This window comes from Enterobacter sp. E12, from assembly GCF_014596715.2.
In the GTDB taxonomy this organism is placed as follows: domain Bacteria; phylum Pseudomonadota; class Gammaproteobacteria; order Enterobacterales; family Enterobacteriaceae; genus Enterobacter; species Enterobacter bugandensis.
The window spans coordinates 3777953-3799998 of record NZ_CP115601.1; the positions used below are offsets into that span (position 1 = coordinate 3777953).

Below are 22046 nucleotides of genomic sequence, written 5' to 3' on the forward strand. Positions count from 1 at the left end.
ACCATGGACTTCTGTTCTGTTGGTGCAATTATACTGTATAGTCATACAGTATCAAGTGTTTTGTAGAAATTGTTGCCAGAGCGTTTTTAACGCATAAACGGTAGCCTGACGACGCACGCTTTCGCGATCGCCGCTAAAGCACTCCCGGCGGGTTATCCCTTCCCCTTTGGACGTGGCAAACCCGAACCAGACGGTGCCGACAGGCTTCACGTCGCTGCCGCCGTCCGGCCCCGCGATGCCGCTGATGGAAATGGCGTAATCTGCCCGCGCCTCTTTCAGCGCGCCAATGGCCATTTCAATGACAACTGGTTCGCTGACCGCGCCATGCTGTTCCAGCGTGGCTTCGCGCACGCCAATCATCTGCGCCTTAGCTTCGTTACTGTAGGTCACAAAGCCACGTTCAAACCAGGCGGAACTGCCGGCGATATCGGTAATCGCTTTCGCCACCCAGCCGCCGGTGCAGGATTCCGCGGTGGTGATTGTCGCGCCACGCTGCTTCAGGGCAAGGCCAACGATCTCGCTTAGCTGCATCAATTCATGGTCAGTCATTCTAGCTCCAGGCTTGAGAAAAACGTGCAGCACAAGATAGCACTTTCTCGTCAGATATGGGGATGCGCTTCAGGTTTTACGAGGGGGCTTCAGAAAAAAGCCGGTGCGGGCGCACCGGCTGTAGAAATATTATTTCATGCTGTTCGCAAGCGTATCGACATTATGGCGAAACGCCTTAACGTAGGTGTCTGCTGCCCCACCTTTTGCCGACAGGGCTTCCGGGTAAAGTTCGCCGCCCGGCTGTGCGCCCGTCGCCGACGCAATCTGCTTCACCAGACGCGGATCGAGCTGGTTTTCCATAAACCACGTTTTCACGCCGTCGGCTTTAATCTGCTTGATAATCTCCGCCACCTGCGACGCGCTGGCCTCGCTCTCTGAAGAGAGTCCTTGAGGTGCCAGGAAGGTTACGCCGTAAGCGCGGCCAAAATAACCAAACGCGTCATGGCTGGTCAGCACTTTGCGCTTTTCCTGCGGGATCTGGCTAAAGCGCGTTTTGGCCCAGCTGTCCAGTTGGGTCAGTTGCTCAATGTAAGGTTTTCCTGAAGCCTCCAGCGCCGCTTTGTCTTCCGGATCGGCTTTCACCAGCCCGTTCAGAATATTTTGCGCATACAGCGCACCGTTCGCCGCGCTGTTCCAGGCGTGCGGATCGGTCACGGTCTTTCCATCTTCCTCAAGCGTGTGGGTTTTCACCCCGTTTGAGGCAACGACCAGCTGGCCTTTGAACCCGGAGGCTTTCACCAGGCGGTCGAGCCAGCCTTCCAGCCCTAAACCGTTGACCACGACCACGTCAGCCTTGCTCAGCGCCGCGCTGTCCTTAGGCGACGGTTCGAAGGTATGGGGATCGCCGTCCGGCCCCACCAGCGTCGTCACGTTTACACGATCGCCCCCCACCTCCTGCGCGATATCCCCCAGTATCGAAAAGCTGGTGACCACATTCAGCGTTTTCGCCATCACGCTATGCGACATCATCCCCAGCGCTAGCGCCATGATTAATCCTGTACTTTTCATCGTTTCCCCTTGCGTTAATAAAGCGCCCGCAGGCTGCCAGCCAGCCTGCTGCGCGTGCCAAATAAAACGGAAATAAAGAACAGCGCGCTGGCGGTCAGCACAATAGATGGCCCCGCCGGTAAACTTGCCGCCCAGGAGAGGCTTAGCCCCAGCCACGCGCAGAAAATACCGCTGATACCGGCCATCAGGAGTAATCCGGGTAAGGTGCGGACCCAACAGCGCGCCGCCACCGCCGGGAGCATCATCAGCCCGACGGCCATCAGCGTGCCGAGCACCTGAAAACCGGCCACCAGGTTCAGGACCAGCAGCGCCAGAAACAGACCGTGCAATACGCCGGGTAGCCAGCGGGCATTCACCTGCAGCCAGGCGGTGTCAAACGCCTCCGTCACCAGCCCGCGGTAAAAAAGGGCCAGCATGATAAGGGTGAAGATGCACACGCCGGTCACAAACAGCGCGGCGTCGTTGTCCACCGCGAGGATTGAACCAAACAGCAGATGCAGCAGATCGACATTCGAGCCGCGCAGAGATACCAGCGTGACGCCCAGCGCCAGTGACCCCAGGTAAAAACCGGCAAAGCTGGCATCCTCTTTCAGCGGCGTGCGGCGGCTGACCAGCCCGGCCACCAGCGCAACGGCAATCCCGGCGATAAACCCGCCGACGGTCATAGCCAACAGCGACATCCCGCTGAGCAAATACCCCACGGCGACGCCGGGCAAAATGGCGTGAGAAAGCGCATCGCCCATCAGGCTCATCCGGCGCAGCTGAAGAAACACGCCGAGCGCGGTGGTGCTGACGGAGAGCGCCAGGCAAACCACCAACGCGCGGCGCATAAAGCCGAATTCGATAAACGGCTGGAAGAATGTGTGCCAGATCATGCCACCCTCACCCGTTCGGTTTTCCACTGGGGGGCGTCAGTATCCAGCCGCAGCGTCTGCGGGAAGTGGCGCGCCACGCGCTCGCTGTCGTGCAGTACCGCGAGCAGCGTTTGCCCCTGCATATACATCTCCAGCATCAGGTCCATCAGCACGTTGCAGGTCGCTTCATCAACGCCGGAGAAGGGCTCGTCGAGCATCACCAGCGGCGCCTGCTGTACTAACACGCGGGCAAAAAGCATGCGCTGAAACTGGCCGCCGGAGAGTTCATCAATGGTGGAGAGCGCCATCGACTCCAGCCCCACGCGCTCAAGTGCACCACTAATGCGCAGACGCGCTTCGCGACGAAAACCGGCGAAAAGCGAAATTCCGGGCCAGCAGCCCATGCTCACCACGTCCTGGACGGTCAGCGGAAATTGCGCTTCCAGCGCGTGACGCTGCGCCAGCCAGCCGATTACCGGTCGTCTACCCTGCCAGTGAAATCTGCCGCTGACGGGCGGAATAAATCCGGCGAGGGTTTTCAGCAGCGTGGATTTGCCGCAGCCGTTGGCGCCGATAATCGCGGTCATGCTGCCGCGTTCAATCACGCCCGAAAGCGGACGCGTGACGGGCTGGCGGTCGTAGCCCGCAACCAGTGCGTTCATCACGATCATGGCAGCGCCACCGCCCAGCGCACGGCCAGCCCGAGAAACAGAATGAGCACCATCGCCAGCAGCAGCCGAACCGGGGATGAGAGAGAAAACAGGGACATGGATATTTCAACTCAAAAATAATGTTATAACATAACAATAATGAAAGGCGATGAAGATGTAAACGGCGGGAATGAAATGGGAGTGTGGCGAAATGTTTCTGCGGGAAAGAGGTGCGCGCGGGTGCCCTCTCCCACAGGGAGAGGGCGGAATAAGGCGAGTTACTGACTAAACGGCGACGCCGCCGGGACGCGAGCCTGCGATACCGCCAGCCCCAGTTGCCACACCGCCATCGCATAGTGGGTGCTATGGTTGTAGCGGGTGATGGTGTAGAAGTTCGGCATGCCGTACCAGTACTGGTAGCCGGTTCCCACGTCCAGACGCAGCAGGCTCACCTGGTCAACGTTGCCCAGCGGCTGGGTTGGCGTTAAGCCTGCCGCCGTCAGCTGCGCAACGCTGTATTTGGTTTTAAAGCCGTTTTCCAGACCAAACGCTTCGCCGTTCGCCTGCACGGCAACCTGGCCGCCCGGCGTCCAGCCGTGCGCTTTAAAGTAGTTCGCCACGCTGCCGATGGCATCCACCGGATCCCACAGGTTAATGTGACCATCCCCGTTAAAGTCGACGGCATACTGTTTATAGGACGACGGCATAAACTGGCCGTAACCCATCGCGCCGGCAAATGACCCTTTCAGATCGAGCGGATCGTCCTGCTCGTTGCGCGCCATCAGCAGGAAGGTTTCCAGCTCGGAAGAGAAATACTCCGCGCGGCGCGGGTAGTTAAAGGAGAGTGTCGCCAGTGCGTCGAGGATGCGGGTTTTGCCCATCACGCGCCCCCAGCGGGTCTCTACGCCGATAATCCCGACGATGATTTCCGGCGGCACGCCGTAAACCTGCCACGCGCGGTTGAGCGCATCTTCATACTGGTTCCAGAACGCCACGCCGTTTTGCACGTTGTCCGGGGTAATAAACTGTTTGCGGTAGCGCAGCCATGCGCCGTTCGGCCCGCTCGGCACCTGGGCGGATGGTGCCTGCCTGTCCATCAGGCGCAGAACGTAGTCCAGACGCTTCGCCTGAGACAAAATTTCATGCAGCTGCTGGCGGTCGAAACCGTGTTTGCTCACCATTTTATCGATGAACTGCTCGGCCGCCGGGTTATTCGCGAAGTCGCCTCCCATCTGCATCATATTGTGCTGCGGCTCCAGCAGGAATCCCCCGGAAGGCGCGCCCGCCGTTTGCTGAACGGCTTCGGTCTTAGGTTTGCTGCTACAGGCAGACAGCAGGATAAGCGCAGGCAACAGCGCTGCATAACGACGCTTGAACATGAGACATCCATTTAACGGGTTCGATAAGAACCCAGTATGGTAAAGCATCCGCAACACCTCAAGGAAGCGGTACGCGCCTCCACAACGCAAATCCGCGCTTTTTTCCACCGAAAATCATTCACCCCACCAATTAACTTTCAAAATAATACATTTTTCTTTCATTGTGAGATCTAACTAACACTTTAAAACCTTTCAAAGTGATTATTATTAGCCGCAGTTATACAAAAACAAAAAAGCCCCACAGGAGAGAAGAATGATAGAAACCATTACCCACGGCGCCGAGTGGTTCATCGGGCTGTTTCAGAAAGGCGGAGAAGTGTTCACCGGCATGGTGACCGGGATCCTGCCCCTGCTGATCAGCCTGCTGGTGATCATGAACGCGCTGATCAACTTTATCGGCCAGCAGCGCATCGAACGCTTTGCCCAGCGCTGCGCCGGTAACCCGCTGTCCCGCTACCTGATATTGCCATTCATCGGCACCTTTGTTTTCTGTAACCCGATGACCTTAAGCCTCGGCCGCTTTATGCCGGAAAAGTACAAGCCGAGCTACTACGCCGCCGCCTCCTACAGCTGCCACTCGATGAACGGCCTGTTCCCGCACATCAACCCCGGAGAGCTGTTTGTCTATCTCGGGATCGCCAGCGGCCTGACCACGCTTGGCCTGCCGCTCGGCCCGCTGGCGGTGAGCTACCTGCTGGTTGGCCTGGTGACCAACTTCTTCCGCGGCTGGGTGACTGACCTCACCACCGCTATTTTCGAGAAAAAAATGGGCATCCAGCTTGAACAGAAGGTCCATCTTTCAGGAGCGACAGCATGAACCGGATCCGCATTGAGAAAGGCACGGGCGGCTGGGGCGGCCCGCTAGAGTTCGACGCCACCGAAGGCAAAAAGATCGTCTACATCACCGCGGGCACGCGCCCGGCGATTGTCGACAAGCTGCGCGAGCTGACCGGCTGGGAAGCGGTTGACGGCTTTAAAGAGGGCGAGCCGCCGGAAGCGGACATCGGCGTGGCGGTGATTGACTGCGGCGGCACGCTGCGCTGCGGCATCTATCCGAAGCGCCGCATTCCGACGGTGAATATTCACTCCACCGGGAAATCCGGCCCGCTGGCGCAGTACATCCTTGAGGACATTTATGTCTCGGGCGTGAAGGAGGACAACATCACTCTGGTGAATGGCACTGCCGCGCCGCAAAAAGCAGCCCCGCGCGAGTACGACACCAGCAAGAAAATCACCGAGCAGAGCGACGGCCTACTGGCGAAGGTCGGGATGGGGATGGGCTCCGCCGTGGCGGTGCTGTTCCAGTCCGGGCGCGACACTATCGACACGGTGCTGAAAACGATTCTGCCGTTTATGGCGTTCGTCTCGGCGCTGATCGGCATCATCATGGCGTCCGGCCTGGGCGACTGGATTGCCCACGGCCTCGCCCCGCTCGCCAGCCACCCGCTCGGGCTGGTGACGCTGGCGCTAATCTGCTCCTTCCCGCTGCTGTCGCCATTCCTCGGCCCGGGCGCGGTGATTGCCCAGGTCATCGGCGTGCTGATTGGCGTGCAGATTGGACTGGGGAACATTCCTCCGCACCTCGCCCTGCCCGCCCTGTTTGCCATTAACGCCCAGGCGGCGTGCGACTTCATCCCCGTGGGGCTGTCGCTGGCCGAAGCGCGCCAGGACACCGTGCGCGTGGGCGTGCCGTCCGTGCTGGTGAGCCGCTTCCTGACGGGCGCGCCAACGGTGCTGATTGCCTGGTTTGTCTCCGGCTTTATCTATCAATAAGAGGTTCCTGCAATGAACGTCATTTACCAGACCACCATTACCCGCATCGGCCAGAGCGCAGCGGACGCGCTGAGCGACCAGATGCTGATCACCTTCCGCGAAGGCGCTCCGGCGGATATCGAAGAGTTTTGCTTTATCCACTGCCACGGCGAACTGAACGGCGAGCTGAAGGCCGGAAGCCAACTGGAGCTGGGCGAGGCGCGCTATGCCGTCACCGCCGTCGGCGACGTGGCCGAACAAAACCTGCGCGAGCTCGGCCACATCACCCTGCGCTTCGACGGCCAGCCGCAGGCGGAATACCCCGGCACGGTTCACGTGGATGGCCCGGTTCCGCAGTCTGTCACCCCAGGCTGCACGTTAAAATTTGTTGCGTAATTAAGGAGAATCACATGAGTCAGGTTGCCGTTGTCATTGGTGGAGGACAAACCTTAGGCGAGTTCCTCTGCCGTGGGCTTGCCGCTGAGGGTTACCGCGTGGCGGTAGTGGACATTCAGAGTGAAAAAGCCGCCCGCGTGGCCGACACCATTAACACCGAGTTTGGCGAAGGGATGGCGTACGGGTTTGGTGCCGACGCCACCAGCGAGCAGAGCGTGATGGCGCTGGCCCGCGGCGTGGACGAGATTTTTGGGCGCACCGACCTGCTGGTCTACAGCGCGGGGATTGCGAAAGCGGCGTTTATCAGCGATTTCGAACTGGGGGATTTTGACCGTTCGCTGCAGGTGAATCTGGTGGGCTATTTCCTCTGTGCCCGCGAGTTTTCCCGCCTGATGATCCGCGACGGGATTCAGGGGCGCATCATTCAGATCAACTCAAAATCCGGGAAAGTGGGCAGCAAGCACAACTCCGGGTACAGCGCGGCGAAGTTTGGCGGCGTGGGGCTGACGCAGTCCCTGGCGTTGGATCTGGCCGAATACGGGATTACCGTGCACTCGCTGATGCTGGGCAACCTGCTGAAATCGCCGATGTTCCAGTCCCTGCTGCCGCAGTACGCCACCAAGCTCGGCATCAAGGCTGAGGAAGTGGAGCAGTACTACATCGATAAAGTGCCGCTGAAGCGCGGGTGTGACTATCAGGACGTGCTGAACATGCTGCTGTTTTACGCCAGTCCGAAAGCGTCGTACTGCACCGGGCAGTCGATTAACGTGACCGGTGGGCAGGTGATGTTCTGATTGAGCGGCCTGATGCCCTCACCCTAACCCTCTCCCACCGGGAGAGGGAACAAAACAAGGAGTCGATATGGTAACCGCACTCATCACCGTCGCCGCCCTCGCCTGGCTGTGCCAGATGGCGTTTGGCGGCTGGCAGATCCACCAGTTTAACCGCGCGTTTGATGCGCTGTGTCAGAAGGGCCGCGTCGGCGTCGGGCGTTCCGGCGGACGCTTTAAACCGCGCGTGGTCGTCGCTGTAGCGCTGGACGAGCACGACCGGGTGTGCGATTCCCTCCTGATGCGTGGCATGACGGTATTTGCCCGTCCGGCCAAAATCCAGGCAATCAACGGCCTCTTGTTACAGGAATTGCAGCCTGATGTGATCTTTCCCCATGATTCACTCTGTCAGAATGCACTATCATTAGCGCTCAATCTGAAACATGGATAATTTCGTTGTGAAAGTTATAGACTTGCGAAATTATCATTTCGCAACCTAAGGAACGAAGCGCCTATGAAACCACGTCAGCGGCAGGCGGCCATTCTCGAGCATCTGCAAAAGCAGGGAAAATGCTCGGTAGAGGATCTGGCCCACTACTTTGACACCACCGGCACGACAATACGCAAGGACCTGGTATTGCTCGAAAACTCTGGCGCCGTTATTCGCACCTACGGCGGCGTGGTGCTCAACAAGGACGAAGCGGACCCGCCAATCGATCACAAAACGCTGATCAATACCCACCAGAAAGCGCTGATTGCCGAAGCCGCCGTCAAATTTATCCAGGACGGCGATTCCATCATCCTCGACGCAGGCAGTACCGTCCTGCAGATGATCCCCCTGCTCAGCCGCTTTAACAACATCACGGTGATGACCAACAGCCTGCACATCGTCAACGCGCTGTCGGAGTTCGACAGCGAGCAGACCATCCTGATGCCCGGCGGCACCTTCCGCAAAAAATCGGCGTCCTTTCACGGCCAGCTGGCGGAGAACGCTTTCGACCACTTCAGCTTCGATAAACTGTTTATGGGCACCGACGGCATCGACCTGAACGCAGGCGTCACGACGTTTAACGAGGTGTTCAGCGTCAGCAAAGCGATGTGTAACGCCGCGCGGGAAGTGATTTTAATGGCCGACTCGTCGAAGTTTGGCCGCAAAAGCCCCAATATTGTCTGTAGCCTCGAAAGCGTTGATAAGCTGATTACCGACGCGGGTATCGATCCGGCGTTCAAAAAAGCGCTGGAAGAAAAAGGCATCGACGTGATCGTAACCGGAGAAAGAGATGAGTGATTTTCTGTTAGAAACGGGCCGCCAGACGCTGATGCTGGAGCTGCAGGAAGCCAGCCGCCTGCCGGAACGTCTGGGCGAGGATTTTGTCCGCGCCGCCAACACCATTATCCACTGCGAAGGCAAAGTGATTGTGGCGGGCATCGGTAAATCCGGCCATATCGGCAAGAAGATTGCCGCGACGCTCGCCAGCACCGGTACCCCGGCGTTCTTCGTGCATCCGGCAGAGGCGCTGCATGGCGATCTCGGGATGATCGAAAGCCGCGACGTGATGCTGTTTATCTCCTACTCCGGTTCGGCCAAAGAGCTGGATCTGATTATTCCGCGCCTGCAGGAAAAATCTGTCGCCCTGCTGGCGATGACCGGGAAACCCCGCTCGCCGCTGGCGCTGGCCGCCAAAGCGACGCTGGATATTTCCGTTGAGCGTGAAGCCTGCCCGATGCACCTCGCCCCGACCTCCAGCACCGTTAACACCCTGATGATGGGCGACGCGCTGGCGATGGCGGTAATGCAGGCGCGCGGATTCAATGAGGAAGATTTTGCCCGTTCGCATCCGGCAGGTGCGCTCGGCGCGCGACTGCTCAACAAGGTTCACCATCTGATGCGCACCGACGATGCCATTCCGCAGGTCAAACTCGATACCAGCGTGATGGACGCGATGCTGGAGCTGAGCCGCACCGGTCTGGGGCTGGTGGCGGTATGCGATGACGGCGGAAACGTGAAGGGCGTCTTCACCGACGGCGACCTGCGCCGCTGGCTGGTGGGCGGCGGCAGGCTGGAAACAAACGTGTCTGACGCCATGACCAAAGGCGGGCTGACGCTCAACGCCGACAGCCGCGCCATTGAAGCCAAAGAGGTGCTGATGAAGCGCAAAATCACCGCCGCACCGGTGGTGGACGAGCACGGCAGGCTGTGCGGCGCTATCAACCTGCAGGACTTCTACCAGGCCGGGATTATTTAACCCTTCAGCCCAAGACGCTTCGCCAGCCGGTGCAGGTTGGCGACGTCCATCTCCAGCGCCCGCGCGCACGCCGCCCAGCTGCGGTTATTCTGCTCCAGCGCGCGGGTAATCATCTGACGCTGAAACTCTTCCGTCGCTTCGCGCAGGTTTTCGATTGCGCTCTCAGGCACAGCAGGCTTCACGGTCGGGGCATTTTCCTCATGCAGCGCAAAATGGCGCGCATGAATCACCACTTCATCCCCCGAGCGCGTCGCCCTCGCCAGCACCACCGCGCGGTGAATCGCATGCTCCAGCTCGCGCACGTTGCCCGGCCAGCCGTAGCTGAGCAGATGCGCTCTCGCCCCCGGGCTAAGCACCACGCGGGACAGCCCCATTTTGAGACGGCACTGTTCGCAGAAATAACCCGCCAGCAGCACCGCGTCGTCTCCGCGCTCGCGCAGCGGCGGCACGGACAGCGGGAACACGCTCAGGCGATGGAACAGGTCGGCGCGGAACTGCCCGGCCAGCACCGCTTCGCGCAGATCCCGGTTGGTCGCAGCAAGGACCCGCACGTCCACCCGCAGGCTGCGGTCATCCCCCACGCGCTGGATGTCGCCGTACTGCAATACGCGCAGCAGCTTGGCCTGAAGTGAAAGGGAAAGCTCGCCAATCTCATCAAGAAACAGCGTGCCGTTATCGGCCATTTCAAACTTGCCGCTGCGGTTGCTGATGGCCCCGGTAAACGCCCCTTTGACGTGACCGAACAGCTCGCTCTCCGCCACGCTTTCCGGCAGCGCGGCGCAGTTGAGGTACACCAGCGGGTTGACCGCGCGCGGCGAAGCTTCATGGATGGACTTCGCCACCAGCTCCTTACCGGTACCAGTCTCTCCGAAGATCAGCACGTTCAGATCGGACGCGGCGACAATCTCAATCTCTTTTTTGAGCTGCTCCATGCCCGGTGAAAGGCCGATCATCTCGGTGTGCGCCACCGGCTCAAACGCCATCGGGCTACCGGGAAGAATATTCTGGCTCTCCAGCTGCTCTATCAGCAGCGCATTATTCAGCGCCCCGGCGGCCAGCGCGGCAATCAGCCGTAGCTCTTCGTCGCTGAAGGTGTCGAACTGATCCGGCGACATGCCGTCGAGGGTTAATGCGCCAATCAGATTCTGCCCGGCGAACAGCGGCAGGCCAATACAGGCGTGCACCTTCAGGCTCTCCTGCCCCGGAATCAGGCCGTCGTACGGATCGGGCAGATCGCTGTCTGCCGGGAAACGCACCACGTCGCCCGCGCGGGCGATGGTTTCCAGACGCGGGTGGCCCTCCAGCGTAAAGCGCCGCCCGAGTACGTCCTTCGCCAGGCCGTCGATAGCCAGCGGAATAAACTGCCGCCCTTCGTAACGCAGCAGCGCCGATGCATCGCAATCCAGCACGTGGCGCAGCGTGGAGATCAGGCGCTGAAAGCGGTCCTGATGGCCGATACCGGTTTGCAGCTCAATGGCGATCTTCGCCAGCACGTCTACGGAAAAGCTCATGTCTGCCTCACTGTCATTTTGACAATGAATAATGTCATATTGACTCTTTTTAGGATAGTCATAATGACTACTCATCATGGGGCATTAAATCGCAACTTATTGAATATTAATAATTTAAAAAGTTGGCACGCAACTTGATATAAGCAAACCATCTTATTTAAAAACGCTGTATTAAGTTGAGGTTGCTATGTCTATTCTGGTTAAAAATAACATTCATTGGGTGGGTCAACGTGACTGGGAAGTGCGCGATTTCCACGGGACGGAATACAAAACGCTGCGCGGCAGCAGCTACAACAGCTATCTCATCCGCGAAGGTAAAAACGTCCTGATCGATACCGTCGATCACAAATTCAGCCGTGAGTTCGTGCAGAACCTGCGCGGTGAAATCGACCTGAATGACATCGACTACATCATCATCAACCATGCGGAAGAGGACCACGCCGGGGCGCTGACCGAACTGATGTCACACATTCCGGATACCCCAATCTACTGCACCACCAACGCCATTGATTCAATTAACGGCCACCACCATCATCCGGAGTGGAACTTCCACACCGTAAAAACCGGCGACACGCTGGATATCGGCAACGGCAAGCAGCTGATCTTCGTCGAAACCCCGATGCTGCACTGGCCGGACAGCATGATGACCTACATGACCGGCGACGCGGTGCTGTTCAGCAACGACGCCTTCGGCCAGCACTACTGCGACGAACGCCTGTTTAATGATGAAGTGGATCAGACCGAGCTGTTCGAACAGTGCCAGCGCTACTACGCCAATATCCTGACCCCGTTCAGCCGTCTGGTGACGCCTAAAATTACCGAGATCCTCGGCTTCAACCTGCCGGTGGACATGATTGCCACCTCCCACGGCGTGGTGTGGCGTGAAAACCCCACCCAGATCGTCGAGCTGTACCTGAAATGGGCCGCGGATTACCAGGAAGACCGCATCACTATCTTCTACGACACCATGTCCAACAACACCCGCATGATGGCGGACGCGATTGCCCAGGGGATCAATGAAGTTGACCCGAACGTAGCGGTGAAAATCTTCAACGTGGCGCGCAGCGATAAGAACGAGGTATTGACCAATGTCTTCCGCTCCAAGGGCGTGCTGGTGGGAACCTCCACCATGAATAACGTGATGATGCCGAAGATTGCCGGCCTGGTGGAAGAGATGACCGGCCTGCGCTTTCGTAACAAACGCGCCAGCGCCTTTGGTTCACACGGCTGGAGCGGCGGCGCGGTAGACCGTCTTTCCACCCGTTTACAGGATGCGGGTTTTGAGATGTCCATGAGCCTGAAGGCGAAATGGCGTCCGGATATCGACGCGCTGGAAATCTGCCGCCAGCATGGCCGCGACATCGCCCGTCAGTGGGCGCTCGCCCCGCTTCCTGAAGTCACCGCAAAACCTGCGGAACAGCCACAAACCTGTTCTACGGCAGCCAGCGCCGATCTCGGTCCGCGCATGCAGTGCAGCGTCTGCCAGTGGATCTACGATCCTGAGCTGGGCGAACCGCTGCAGGATGTTGCCCCGGGCACGCCGTGGAGCGAGGTGCCGGACAACTTCCTCTGCCCGGAATGCTCCCTCGGCAAAGACGTCTTTGATGAACTGGCAACGGAGGCAAAATGAGCAACGGCATCGTTATCATCGGCTCGGGCTTTGCTGCCCGCCAGCTGGTGAAAAATATCCGCAAACAGGATGCAAACGTGCCGTTGACGCTGATCGCCGCCGACAGCATGGACGAGTACAACAAGCCTGATTTAAGCCACGTCATTAGCCAGAATCAGCGCGCCGATGACCTCACCCGCCAGACGGCGGGGGAGTTCGCGGAGCAGTTCAACCTGCGTCTGTTTCCGTACACCTGGGTCACCGATATCGATGCCGACGCCCACGTGGTAAAAGCGAAAGAGAAAACCTGGCAGTACGACAGGCTGGTGCTGGCGACCGGGGCATCTGCGTTTGTGCCGCCGGTTGAGGGCCGCGAGCTGATGATTACCCTCAACAGCCAGCAGGAGTATCAGGCCAGCGAAACCCGGCTACGCGATGCCGCCAGAGTGATGATCGTCGGCGGCGGGCTGATCGGCACCGAGCTGGCGATGGACTTCTGTCGGGCGGGAAAATCCGTGACCCTGGTTGACCACGCGGCCAGCATTCTGTCGGCGCTGATGACCGCAGAAGTAAGCAGTCGCTTACAGCATCGTCTGACCGATATGGGCGTGCATCTGATGTTGAAATCGCAGCTACAAAGCCTGAGCAAAACCGAAGGCGGTATCCGTGCCACGCTCGACCGAAGCCGCAGCGTAGAAGTGGATGCGGTGGTTGCCGCGACGGGCCTGCGCCCGGAAACCGCGCTGGCGCATCGCGCAGGGGCTGAAATAAACCGCGGCGTGAAGGTAAATAGCTACCTGCAAACCACGCGGCCGGATATTTATGCCCTGGGCGACTGCGCGGAAATTAACGGCCAGGTGCTGCCCTTCCTGCAGCCGATACAATTAAGCGCCATGTATCTGGCAAAAAACCTGCTCGGCGGCAGCGCGCCGCTGAAATTACCCGCCATGCTGGTAAAGGTCAAAACGCCGGAATTGCCGCTGCATCTTGCAGGTGAAACGCAGCGTCAGGATCTGGACTGGCAGATTGCCCTTTCGCCGCAGGGCATGGTGGCGCGCGGCACCGATGCAGACGGTCAGATGCGCGCCTTTGTCGTCAGCGAAGACCGGATGAAGGAGGCCTTCGCCCTGCTGAAATCGCTGCCTGCTTAACCCTCGTATTGCCGGGTAACGCTCCGCTTACCCGGCCTACATGCAGACCCGCGCAAGCGTAGCGCCGCCGGGTAAAACAGGGTGGGGAGTTCAGGAACGCACCACCAGCGCGTCGTAGCCGCGCCAGCGGTAGTTGACCATGGAGATCAGCCAGCAGGCGACAAACAACCCGACCACCACAAACCCGGCGTTGCCCAGGTTGTCGTTCACCGCGCCAATCAGATCCCAGACGCCGCCGCTGAGGGCGAATTTGTCCATCAGCAGACCCAGCGCTTCCAGCCCGCCGATAAACAGCGCCACCACCACGGAGGTGCCAGTGATGGTCATGTTGTAGTAGAGCTTGCGCTGCGGTTTATCAAACGCCCAGCCGTAGGCACCGACCATCAGCAGGTTATCGAGCGTATCCACCAGCGCCATGCCGCTGGCGAAGAGCGCCGGGAAGATCATGATTGACCACACGGACATCCCGCTGGAGGCGCTGGCGGCGGAGATCCCGAGCACGCCGATTTCCGTGGCAGTGTCAAACCCGAGGCCAAACAGAAAGCCCACCAGATACATCTGCCAGCTTTTATTGACGAGGCGGAAGGTTTTACCGAACAGCCAGTTCATAACGCCCCCCTGGGCAGGCAGCGTGACGTCACCCTGCACCGTCTGGCCCTTTTTCAGCGCCTGGAAACTGCGCCAGACGCCGCGCAGGATCACCATATTCACCAGCGCCATCGCCAGCAGGAAAGTGGCGGATACCGCAGTGCCAATCAGGCTGCCGGTTTCGTGGAACCATTCCATGTTTTTCTGAAACGCCGTGGCGGTGGCGGCGATGGCAATGGAGGCCAGCACCACGATGGTGGAGTGCCCCAGCGAGAACCACGCCCCCACACCGCACGGGCGTTTGCCCTGCTGCATCATCTTACGCGTCACGGTATCAATGGCCGCGATGTGGTCGGCATCCACCGCATGGCGCAGCCCGTAGCACCACGCCAGCAGGCTGGCGGCCATCAGCGCCGTGCTGCCGCTAAAAGAGTGCCATGCCCATCCCCAGGCCAGCAGGTTTGCCATTACCAGAGCCAGCAGCAGAAGCGCGGCGCGAGGTTCATTGTGTAAAAGTCGTAACATTTTAAGTCCTTTGTGAACATGACCGGGCAGCGGCGACCACCGCCTGCCCGAAGGAGATCGCTCCGTCACCTGCAGGCAGGCGCGAAGGAAAAAGAAGCGTAAAGTCAGAAAGATAATGACGCAGGCGCGCGCGCAGCAGACGGTTGTGCAACACGCCGCCGCTGAGACAGATTGTCGACAGCGATAAGCGTCGGGCATGGAGCGCGGCGAGTTCTGCCAGCCCTTTTGCCAGCGCGTCGTGAAACGCCCACGCGCGCTCGCACGGCTCAGCCTGCCAGGCCAGCCACTGCTGCCAGAAAAGCGCGAGGTTACCCGCATCCAGCGTCACCGGATGGTCGACGCCCGCGCACTGCGATGCCAGCGCTTCCAGCCTGCACGCTGCCTCGCCTTCATAGTGCTGCGCGTCAATGCCCAGCGCGCAGGCGACCGCGTCAAACAAACGACCGCAGGACGACGCCTGCGGCGCGTTGATGCCACGCTGGATCGCCGTTGCCAGCAGCGGCCAGCTGTGGCGCTGAACCGCTCGCGTTTCCGGGTAGCGTTGCCAGTCCGGGACAAACGCCAGGCAGTGGGCGAGCAGATTACGCCACGGCTGCTTTGCCGCCAGATCGCCGCCCGGCAGCGCCACGGCAGGCAGGCCGCCGAGCCGTTCGCAGTCGAGATAGTTCACCCGCAGGCACTCTCCGCCCCACAGCGCACCGTTCTCGCCCATGCCGATCCCGTCCAGCGTCAGAGCGATAGCGTCTCCGCCGTCGAGCGGCCAGCCGTTCTCCGCCAGGCACGCCGCCGCGTGAGCGTGATGATGCAGCACGGTTTCGACGGGCAGCGCCTGCTCCTGCGCCCACCGGCGCGCGCGATACCCCGGATGGGCATCGCACACCAGCTTATCAGGCTGGAAAGCGTAGATGCCCTGCATCGTCGAGAGCGCGCTGCGCCACTGCGCCTCTACGCCCTCGTCGCTCAGATCGCCAAAGTGCTGGCTCAGCACCGCCTGGTTGCCGCGCACCAGGCAGAAGGTGTTCTTCATCTCTGCACCGGTGCACAGCATGGCGGGGATATTCTCAAAACCCGCGGGCAACGTGACGGCATCGGGCACAAAACCCCGGGCACGACGCAGGATAGCGCCATCCCGATCCATCACCGAATCATCCATGCGCTGCAGGATGTCGCGGTTGTGCAGCAGGAAGCCGTCCGCGATGCCGCCGAGCTCCTCCAGCGCCTGCGCGTTGGTGACGGCAGGCGGCCTGCCGCAGAGGTTGCCGGAGGTCATCACCAGCGGGCGCCGGCAGTCCATCAGCAAAAGATGCTGGAGCGGGTTCGCGGGCAGCATCACGCCAACGCAGTCGAGCCCAGGGGCAATTTCCTCGGGAAACGCGGGAAGCGAAGCTTTCGGCGTCAGCACGATCGGTGCCGCGGGCGAGCGTAACAGCGTCTGTATCGTCTCCGGCAGATCGTCCGCATCCGGTAGCATCACCGCCAGCGGCTTCGTCGGGCGCTGCTTGCGTGCCCGCAGCGTCGCCACTGCCTGCGGGTTAAGCGCGTCGCAGACCAGATGAAATCCCCCCAGCCCTTTAACCGCCACGATCCCGCCGTTTTTCAGCCTCTTCACCGCCTCGTTTAAGGCCGATTCGCGAGTGGCAATAGTGTCTCCGGCTCGCCATTCCAGCTGCGGCCCGCAGTCCGGGCAGGCCACCGGCTGGGCGTGGAAGCGGCGGTCGGCCGGGTTGCGGTACTCGGTTTCGCACGGCGCGCAGAGCGGGAATGCGGCCATCGACGTGGCCGGACGGTCGTACGGCATGGCGCGTATAATGGTAAACCGCGGCCCGCAGTGGGTGCAGTTGATAAACGGGTAACGATAGCGGCGCTCGCGGGGATCGCGCATTTCAGCCAGACACGCCGGGCAGGTGGCGGCATCCGGCACGATTTGCGTATCCATCGCCCCGCGATCGCTGTGGCGGATGGTAAAGTCCTCAGGCATGTCCGCCCAGGTGAACGGCTGCGTTTCAACGCGATCGATGCGCGCCAGCGGTGGGCAGTCCTGATGCAGCCTCGCGGTAAAGTCCCCCCCATTACCCGCGAGACGCACCAGGACACCCTCTCCGTCGTTGCAGACATCGCCCACAAGCTTCAGCCGGTGCGCCAGCTGCCAGACAAAGGGCCGAAACCCTACGCCCTGCACTTTGCCGCGCACCCGAAGCAGTACGCCGTTAACGCTCATCGCAGCTTAAAACAGCAGCGATGACGAGGTGTCGAACGCCGCGCGACGGCGTTTTTCTGCGCTCATCTGCTCAAGCTTGTCACGATCCACGCAGACCAGTGCGTGCGTCGGGCAGGCCTCCATACAGGCCGGGCCGGCTTCGCGGTGATAGCAAAGATCGCATTTATTGGCTTCGGCTTTCTCCGCCCGCACGCTCAGCCCCATGCCGCTGTTGCGCACCACCGGGCGGACAACCACCTCCATCGCGCCATACGGACAGGCCACCACGCAGGTTTTGCAGCCAATGCAGCGCTCCTGCATCACGTGCACAAAGCCCTTCTCGCGCTTAATCGCCCCGTTCGGGCAGACGTTCGCGCACGGCGCATCTTCGCACTGGCGACAGATGGCGGCGGTGGAAATATTCACACCTTTAATGACGTGAATGCGCGGCAGGAAGGTATCGGGAGTGAGAGAGGCGCAATCCTGCTCCGCCTGGTGGGAAACCACGCACGCCACTTCACAGGTACGGCAACCAATGCACTTGCTGGCATCGGCCATAATAAAACGGTTCATCTGCTTCTCCGGCATAACTGTTATGCGCGAAGCTATTCATAAACCGTGCCAATATTTAAGATACTGATTTTTAAGAAAAATAAAAACGCAGCGTTTCTGTCATCGTCATTAGTGACGATGACAGATGTCGACGTCAGCGGTGCGGGCCATCGGTAACGGAGTCGCGCAGGACAAGCTCGCCAGAAAAGGTTTGCTGATATTTGAACTCTCCGCCGTCGAGCATGAAAATCAGGCGACTGACGATCTCCTGGATCATCGCCGTCACCGGAATACGCACGCTGGAGAGCGACGGCACGATGTAGGGCGCAATCGCCACGTCGTCAAAGCCGATGACGGACACCGCGTCCGGCGTGGCGACGCCGCTGTCGTGCAGTTGCTTGATGGCGCCGATCGCCATATCGTCGTTGCTCGCCACCAGCGCGGTAAACGGTTCGCCGCGGGAGAGGAGTTGAGTGACCGCCGCCGCGCCGCTGGCCGGGTTCCACTTCCCTTCGGCGATAAGCGCGTCACGCGCTGCAATACCGTGCTGCGCCAGCGCATCCCTGTAACCGGAAAGACGTTCAACCCCGGTGGGGGAATCCAGCGAACCGGTGATAAAGGCAATCTCCCGGTGCCCTTTCGCAATCAGCTGCGACACCGCGTCCTGACACGAGGCTTTATGATCGGACCAGACGCTGTGGCTGCTGTTTTTCCGCAGGCGGCGGTTAAGCACCATAATCGGCTGCTCGCAATTCTCGACGAGCTCGTCCAGCTCTTCCACGCTCAGGAAACGCGGGTAGATAATTACCGCATCGCAGCGCATATCCAGCAGATACTGAATCGCCTCGCGCTCTTCTTCGGCGCTGTGCTTGCCGTCGGCGAGGATCAGCTGCCGCCCTTTTTCTTCCGTCATCCGCGCGGCGTTAAACAGCAGCTCGCTAAAGTAGACGCCGTGATACAGGGTGTTGGTCACTACCAGCCCAAGCGTCTGGGTGCGTTTGGTCGCCAGGTTTCGCGCCAGCAAGTTCGGGCGATAGCCGCTCTCTTCAATGGCCTGAAAAACCCGGTCTTTGGTCTCCTGGCTAACGTAGCCGTTGCCCGACAACACCCGGGAAACCGTCGCTTTCGATACGCCTGCCCGCTTCGCCACTTCCAGCATCGTGGTCATATTGTTCTTCCATCCGAAACTCATGCGGGCAGTGTACTGCACCGCGAAAAAATTGTCGCAGCGACGACGTCACGCTTTCTACACCCCACTGCGATCTTCATCACGAAAAGAAAAAATGTCCAAAAAGCGGTCTTGTTTCAACAAAAGAAACTCATGATGATTATGTGGAACCGGTTTCCTACATTTCACACAACGATAACAGGAACAGATCCGATGGCCAAAAACTACGCTGCGCTGGCAAACGACGTTATCAGCGCGCTGGGCGGCAAAGAGAACATCGTCGCCGTCACCCACTGCATGACGCGCCTGCGTTTCGTTCTGAAAGACGAAAATCTTAACGACGTTGCGCGCCTGAAAAGCATCAGCGGCGTGCTTGGCGTGGTGCGTAACGACAACCAGTGCCAGGTGATTATTGGCAACACGGTTTCACAGGCGTACCGCGAAGTAGTGAGCCTGCTGCCCGTTGACCTGCAGCCCGTGGTACCGGAAGGCCCGCAGAAGCTGACGTTACGCCGCATTGGTGCCGGGATCCTCGACGCGCTGATCGGCACCATGTCGCCGCTGATCCCGGCAATCATCGGCGGTTCGATGGTCAAGCTGCTGGCGATGATCCTCGAAATGACTGGCGTGCTGGAAAAAGGCGCGCCGACGCTCACCATTTTGACCGTCATAGGCGACGGGGCGTTCTTCTTCCTGCCGCTGATGGTGGCGGCCTCGGCGGCGGTGAAGTTTAAAACCAACATGTCGCTGGCGATTGCCATCGCGGGCGTGCTGGTGCACCCGAGCTTTATCGAGCTGATGGCGAAAGCCGCGCAGGGCGAGCACGTTGAGTTCGCCTTTATTCCGGTGACGGCGGTGAAATACACCTATACCGTCATCCCGGCGCTGGTGATGACCTGGTGCCTGTCGTACATCGAACGCTGGGTGGATCGCATCACCCCGGCGGTGACGAAAAACTTCCTCAAACCGATGCTGATCGTGCTGATTGCCGCCCCGCTCGCCATCGTGCTGATTGGCCCGCTGGGGATCTGGATCGGTAGCGCCATCTCCGCGCTGGTCTACACCATTCACGGCTATCTGGGCTGGCTCTCTGTCGCCATCATGGGCGCACTGTGGCCACTGCTGGTGATGACCGGGATGCACCGCGTGTTTACGCCGACCATCATTCAGACCATTGCCGAAACGGGCAAAGAAGGAATGGTGATGCCGTCAGAAATCGGCGCCAACCTGTCGCTCGGCGGCTCGTCGCTGGCGGTGGCATGGAAAACGAAAAACCCGGAACTGCGCCAGACGGCGCTGGCCGCGGCGGCCTCCGCCATCATGGCGGGGATCTCTGAACCGGCCCTGTACGGCGTAGCGGTACGCCTGAAGCGTCCGCTGATTGCGAGCCTGATCAGCGGCTTTATCTGCGGCGCGGTGGCGGGTATGGCAGGCCTTGCCAGCCACTCAATGGCGGCGCCGGGGCTGTTTACCAGCGTGCAGTTCTTCGACCCGGCCAACCCGATGACCATCGTCTGGGTGTTTGGCGTAATGGGGCTGGCCGTGGTGCTGTCATTTGTTCTGACCCTGCTGTTAGGGTTTGAGGATATCCCGGTCGAAGACGAGGCTGAAAAAGCGCGCGCCCTGCAGACCGCACCGGTACAGAACAACGCAGCAAAAGCATAAATTGAAAGCGAGGTAAGAATGTCTGTTTTTCCACAAGGATTTTTATGGGGCGGCGCGCTTGCCGCCAACCAGAGTGAAGGTGCTTACCGTGAAGGCGGCAAAGGACTGACGACGGTCGATATGATCCCCCACGGCGCGAACCGCCTGGCGGTGAAGCTGGGTAAGGAAAAGCGTTTTTCGCTGCGTGACGATGAGTTTTACCCGAGCCACGAGGCGATTGATTTTTACCATCGCTATAAAGAGGACATCGCCCTGATGGCGGAGATGGGCTTTACGGTGTTCCGCACCTCGATTGCCTGGAGCCGCCTCTACCCGAACGGCGACGAGCCGTTGCCGAACAAAGAGGGCATCGCCTTCTACCGCGCGGTGTTCGAGGAGTGCAAAAAGTACAACATTGAGCCGCTGGTAACGCTTTGCCACTTCGACGTGCCGATGCACCTGGTGACGGAGTACGGCTCCTGGCGCAACCGTAAGATGGTCGATTTCTTCGCCCGCTACGCCCGCACCTGCTTCGAGGAATTTAACGGGCTGGTGAAATACTGGCTGACCTTCAACGAAATCAACATCATGCTGCACAGCCCGTTCTCCGGCGCGGGGCTGGTGTTTGAGGAAGGTGAAAACGAAGATCTGGTGAAATACCAGGCCGCGCACCACGAGCTGGTGGCGAGCGCGCTGGCGACAAAAATCGCTCACGAGGTAAACCCGGAAAACCAGGTCGGCTGCATGCTGGCGGGCGGAAATTTCTACCCGTACTCCTGCAAGCCGGAAGACGTGTGGATGGCGCTGGAGAAAGACCGAGAGAACCTGTTCTTTATCGACGTGCAGGCGCGCGGCAGCTATCCGGCTTACTCCGCCCGCGTGTTCCGCGAGAAAGGCGTCGTGATTGTTAAAGACCCAGGCGACGACGAACTGCTGAAAAATACCGTCGACTTTGTCTCGTTCAGCTATTACGCCTCGCGCTGCGCGTCGGCGGACATGAACGCGGGCAACACCAGCGCGGCAAACATCGTGAAGTCCCTGCGTAACCCGCATATTCAGGTAAGCGAGTGGGGCTGGGGCATCGATCCGCTCGGCCTGCGTATCACCATGAACATGATGTACGACCGCTACCAGAAGCCGCTGTTCCTGGTGGAAAACGGCCTGGGAGCGAAGGACGTCATTGATGAAAACGGCGAGATCAACGACGACTACCGCATCAGCTACCTGCGCGAGCATATCCGCGCGATGGGCGATGCGATTGAGGACGGCGTGCCGCTGATGGGCTACACCACCTGGGGCTGCATCGACCTGGTGTCGGCCTCAACGGGCGAGATGAGCAAGCGCTACGGGTTTGTGTACGTTGACCGCGACGATGCCGGCAACGGGACGCTGGACCGCAAGCGCAAGAAATCGTTCTGGTGGTATAAAAAGGTGATTGCGAGTAACGGGGCGGATCTGGCGTAGCCAGTTGCCCGGTGGCGCTGCGCTTACCGGGCC

General features: G+C 59.9%; 21 protein-coding genes. 11 read left to right on the forward strand and 10 right to left on the reverse strand.

The features are described 5' to 3' along the window. Positions 1-51: 51 nt before the first annotated feature. From pncC to mltB, 5 genes are all read right to left on the reverse strand, one after another. Complete coding sequence (gene pncC / locus IB212_RS18030; protein ID WP_028014190.1) at positions 52-549, reverse strand: nicotinamide-nucleotide amidase; 498 nt, start codon at positions 547-549, stop codon at positions 52-54. A 129-nt stretch (positions 550-678) separates the two neighbouring features. Further along, the gene (locus tag IB212_RS18035; protein ID WP_188246053.1) at positions 679-1557 is read right to left on the reverse strand and encodes a metal ABC transporter substrate-binding protein; all 879 of its coding nucleotides are present in this window, start codon (positions 1555-1557) and stop codon (positions 679-681) included. A gap of 14 nt (positions 1558-1571) precedes the next feature. Then, positions 1572-2432: a metal ABC transporter permease gene (locus IB212_RS18040; RefSeq protein WP_188246054.1), complete on the reverse strand. Its 861-nt coding sequence runs from the start codon at positions 2430-2432 to the stop codon at positions 1572-1574. Further along, entirely contained in the window at positions 2429-3082 is a 654-nt protein-coding gene (locus IB212_RS18045) for a metal ABC transporter ATP-binding protein (protein WP_041908506.1), read from the reverse strand. Before IB212_RS18045 ends, IB212_RS18040 begins: the two co-directional genes overlap by 4 nt. Before the next feature lie 257 nt (positions 3083-3339). Beyond that, positions 3340-4440 carry a lytic murein transglycosylase B gene (gene mltB / locus IB212_RS18050; protein WP_168733281.1) on the reverse strand — a complete coding sequence of 367 codons (1101 nt, stop codon included), beginning with the start codon at positions 4438-4440 and terminating at the stop codon, positions 3340-3342. Positions 4441-4693: 253 nt separating this feature from the next. Here mltB and srlA point away from each other — a divergent pair, with 253 nt between their 5' ends. From srlA to gutQ, 7 genes are all read left to right on the forward strand, one after another. After that, positions 4694-5257 carry a PTS glucitol/sorbitol transporter subunit IIC gene (gene srlA / locus IB212_RS18055; RefSeq protein ID WP_003862164.1) on the forward strand — a complete coding sequence of 188 codons (564 nt, stop codon included), beginning with the start codon at positions 4694-4696 and terminating at the stop codon, positions 5255-5257. Next, entirely contained in the window at positions 5254-6213 is a 960-nt protein-coding gene (locus IB212_RS18060) for a PTS glucitol/sorbitol transporter subunit IIB (protein ID WP_045261264.1), read from the forward strand. The genes srlA and IB212_RS18060 overlap by 4 nt, the downstream gene beginning before the upstream one ends. A 12-nt stretch (positions 6214-6225) precedes the next feature. Beyond that, positions 6226-6588, forward strand: coding sequence for a PTS glucitol/sorbitol transporter subunit IIA (srlB, locus tag IB212_RS18065; protein ID WP_041908503.1), 363 nt, complete (start codon positions 6226-6228; stop codon positions 6586-6588). Between the two features lie 14 nt (positions 6589-6602). Continuing rightward, on the forward strand, positions 6603-7382 hold the full coding sequence (gene srlD / locus IB212_RS18070; protein ID WP_023294411.1) for a sorbitol-6-phosphate dehydrogenase: 780 nt from the start codon (positions 6603-6605) through the stop codon (positions 7380-7382). 67 nt (positions 7383-7449) lie between these two features. Beyond that, on the forward strand, positions 7450-7809 hold the full coding sequence (gutM, locus tag IB212_RS18075) for a transcriptional regulator GutM (protein ID WP_041908501.1): 360 nt from the start codon (positions 7450-7452) through the stop codon (positions 7807-7809). 63 nt (positions 7810-7872) lie between these two features. After that, complete coding sequence (locus IB212_RS18080; RefSeq protein ID WP_010434430.1) at positions 7873-8646, forward strand: DNA-binding transcriptional repressor; 774 nt, start codon at positions 7873-7875, stop codon at positions 8644-8646. Next, positions 8639-9604: an arabinose-5-phosphate isomerase GutQ gene (gutQ, locus tag IB212_RS18085; RefSeq protein ID WP_041908497.1), complete on the forward strand. Its 966-nt coding sequence runs from the start codon at positions 8639-8641 to the stop codon at positions 9602-9604. Before IB212_RS18080 ends, gutQ begins: the two co-directional genes overlap by 8 nt. Here the strand turns inward: gutQ and norR are convergent. Then, entirely contained in the window at positions 9601-11115 is a 1515-nt protein-coding gene (gene norR / locus IB212_RS18090) for a nitric oxide reductase transcriptional regulator NorR (RefSeq protein WP_041908496.1), read from the reverse strand. The two genes, gutQ and norR, sit on opposite strands and share 4 nt — an antisense overlap. Before the next feature lie 187 nt (positions 11116-11302). Between norR and norV the strand changes: the two genes are divergently transcribed. Next, entirely contained in the window at positions 11303-12745 is a 1443-nt protein-coding gene (norV, locus tag IB212_RS18095; protein WP_041908494.1) for an anaerobic nitric oxide reductase flavorubredoxin, read from the forward strand. Further along, positions 12742-13875, forward strand: a complete 1134-nt coding sequence (gene norW, locus IB212_RS18100; RefSeq protein WP_188246055.1) for an NADH:flavorubredoxin reductase NorW — start codon at positions 12742-12744, stop codon at positions 13873-13875. The genes norV and norW overlap by 4 nt, the downstream gene beginning before the upstream one ends. A 90-nt stretch (positions 13876-13965) precedes the next feature. Here norW and IB212_RS18105 read toward each other — a convergent pair whose 3' ends face one another. From IB212_RS18105 to IB212_RS18120, 4 genes are all read right to left on the reverse strand, one after another. Next, complete coding sequence (locus IB212_RS18105) at positions 13966-14988, reverse strand: HoxN/HupN/NixA family nickel/cobalt transporter (protein ID WP_041908490.1); 1023 nt, start codon at positions 14986-14988, stop codon at positions 13966-13968. A gap of 1 nt (position 14989) precedes the next feature. Further along, positions 14990-17206, reverse strand: coding sequence for a carbamoyltransferase HypF (hypF, locus tag IB212_RS18110; protein WP_041908489.1), 2217 nt, complete (start codon positions 17204-17206; stop codon positions 14990-14992). Between the two features lie 6 nt (positions 17207-17212). Next, complete coding sequence (gene hydN / locus IB212_RS18115; protein WP_008499565.1) at positions 17213-17758, reverse strand: electron transport protein HydN; 546 nt, start codon at positions 17756-17758, stop codon at positions 17213-17215. A gap of 133 nt (positions 17759-17891) precedes the next feature. After that, entirely contained in the window at positions 17892-18905 is a 1014-nt protein-coding gene (locus IB212_RS18120) for a LacI family DNA-binding transcriptional regulator (RefSeq protein ID WP_041908487.1), read from the reverse strand. Between the two features lie 213 nt (positions 18906-19118). Between IB212_RS18120 and ascF the strand changes: the two genes are divergently transcribed. Continuing rightward, a complete protein-coding gene (ascF, locus tag IB212_RS18125) occupies positions 19119-20570 on the forward strand; it encodes a PTS cellobiose/arbutin/salicin transporter subunit IIBC (protein ID WP_041908485.1) in 1452 nt (483 codons plus the stop codon). Between the two features lie 18 nt (positions 20571-20588). Further along, on the forward strand, positions 20589-22013 hold the full coding sequence (locus IB212_RS18130; protein ID WP_041908483.1) for a 6-phospho-beta-glucosidase: 1425 nt from the start codon (positions 20589-20591) through the stop codon (positions 22011-22013). Positions 22014-22046: the final 33 nt, after the last annotated feature.

Excerpts from the sequence above, each read along its gene's own strand:
- pncC (WP_028014190.1), bottom strand. The coding sequence starts at position 549 with ATGACTGACCATGAATTGATGCAGCTAAGCGAGATCGTTGGCCTTGCC.
- IB212_RS18035 (WP_188246053.1), bottom strand. The coding sequence starts at position 1,557 with ATGAAAAGTACAGGATTAATCATGGCGCTAGCGCTGGGGATGATGTCG.
- IB212_RS18040 (WP_188246054.1), bottom strand. The coding sequence starts at position 2,432 with ATGATCTGGCACACATTCTTCCAGCCGTTTATCGAATTCGGCTTTATG.
- IB212_RS18045 (WP_041908506.1), bottom strand. The coding sequence starts at position 3,082 with ATGATCGTGATGAACGCACTGGTTGCGGGCTACGACCGCCAGCCCGTC.
- mltB (WP_168733281.1), bottom strand. The coding sequence starts at position 4,440 with ATGTTCAAGCGTCGTTATGCAGCGCTGTTGCCTGCGCTTATCCTGCTG.
- srlA (WP_003862164.1), top strand. The coding sequence starts at position 4,694 with ATGATAGAAACCATTACCCACGGCGCCGAGTGGTTCATCGGGCTGTTT.
- IB212_RS18060 (WP_045261264.1), top strand. The coding sequence starts at position 5,254 with ATGAACCGGATCCGCATTGAGAAAGGCACGGGCGGCTGGGGCGGCCCG.
- srlB (WP_041908503.1), top strand. The coding sequence starts at position 6,226 with ATGAACGTCATTTACCAGACCACCATTACCCGCATCGGCCAGAGCGCA.
- srlD (WP_023294411.1), top strand. The coding sequence starts at position 6,603 with ATGAGTCAGGTTGCCGTTGTCATTGGTGGAGGACAAACCTTAGGCGAG.
- gutM (WP_041908501.1), top strand. The coding sequence starts at position 7,450 with ATGGTAACCGCACTCATCACCGTCGCCGCCCTCGCCTGGCTGTGCCAG.
- IB212_RS18080 (WP_010434430.1), top strand. The coding sequence starts at position 7,873 with ATGAAACCACGTCAGCGGCAGGCGGCCATTCTCGAGCATCTGCAAAAG.
- gutQ (WP_041908497.1), top strand. The coding sequence starts at position 8,639 with ATGAGTGATTTTCTGTTAGAAACGGGCCGCCAGACGCTGATGCTGGAG.
- norR (WP_041908496.1), bottom strand. The coding sequence starts at position 11,115 with ATGAGCTTTTCCGTAGACGTGCTGGCGAAGATCGCCATTGAGCTGCAA.
- norV (WP_041908494.1), top strand. The coding sequence starts at position 11,303 with ATGTCTATTCTGGTTAAAAATAACATTCATTGGGTGGGTCAACGTGAC.
- norW (WP_188246055.1), top strand. The coding sequence starts at position 12,742 with ATGAGCAACGGCATCGTTATCATCGGCTCGGGCTTTGCTGCCCGCCAG.
- IB212_RS18105 (WP_041908490.1), bottom strand. The coding sequence starts at position 14,988 with ATGTTACGACTTTTACACAATGAACCTCGCGCCGCGCTTCTGCTGCTG.
- hypF (WP_041908489.1), bottom strand. The coding sequence starts at position 17,206 with ATGAGCGTTAACGGCGTACTGCTTCGGGTGCGCGGCAAAGTGCAGGGC.
- hydN (WP_008499565.1), bottom strand. The coding sequence starts at position 17,758 with ATGAACCGTTTTATTATGGCCGATGCCAGCAAGTGCATTGGTTGCCGT.
- IB212_RS18120 (WP_041908487.1), bottom strand. The coding sequence starts at position 18,905 with ATGACCACGATGCTGGAAGTGGCGAAGCGGGCAGGCGTATCGAAAGCG.
- ascF (WP_041908485.1), top strand. The coding sequence starts at position 19,119 with ATGGCCAAAAACTACGCTGCGCTGGCAAACGACGTTATCAGCGCGCTG.
- IB212_RS18130 (WP_041908483.1), top strand. The coding sequence starts at position 20,589 with ATGTCTGTTTTTCCACAAGGATTTTTATGGGGCGGCGCGCTTGCCGCC.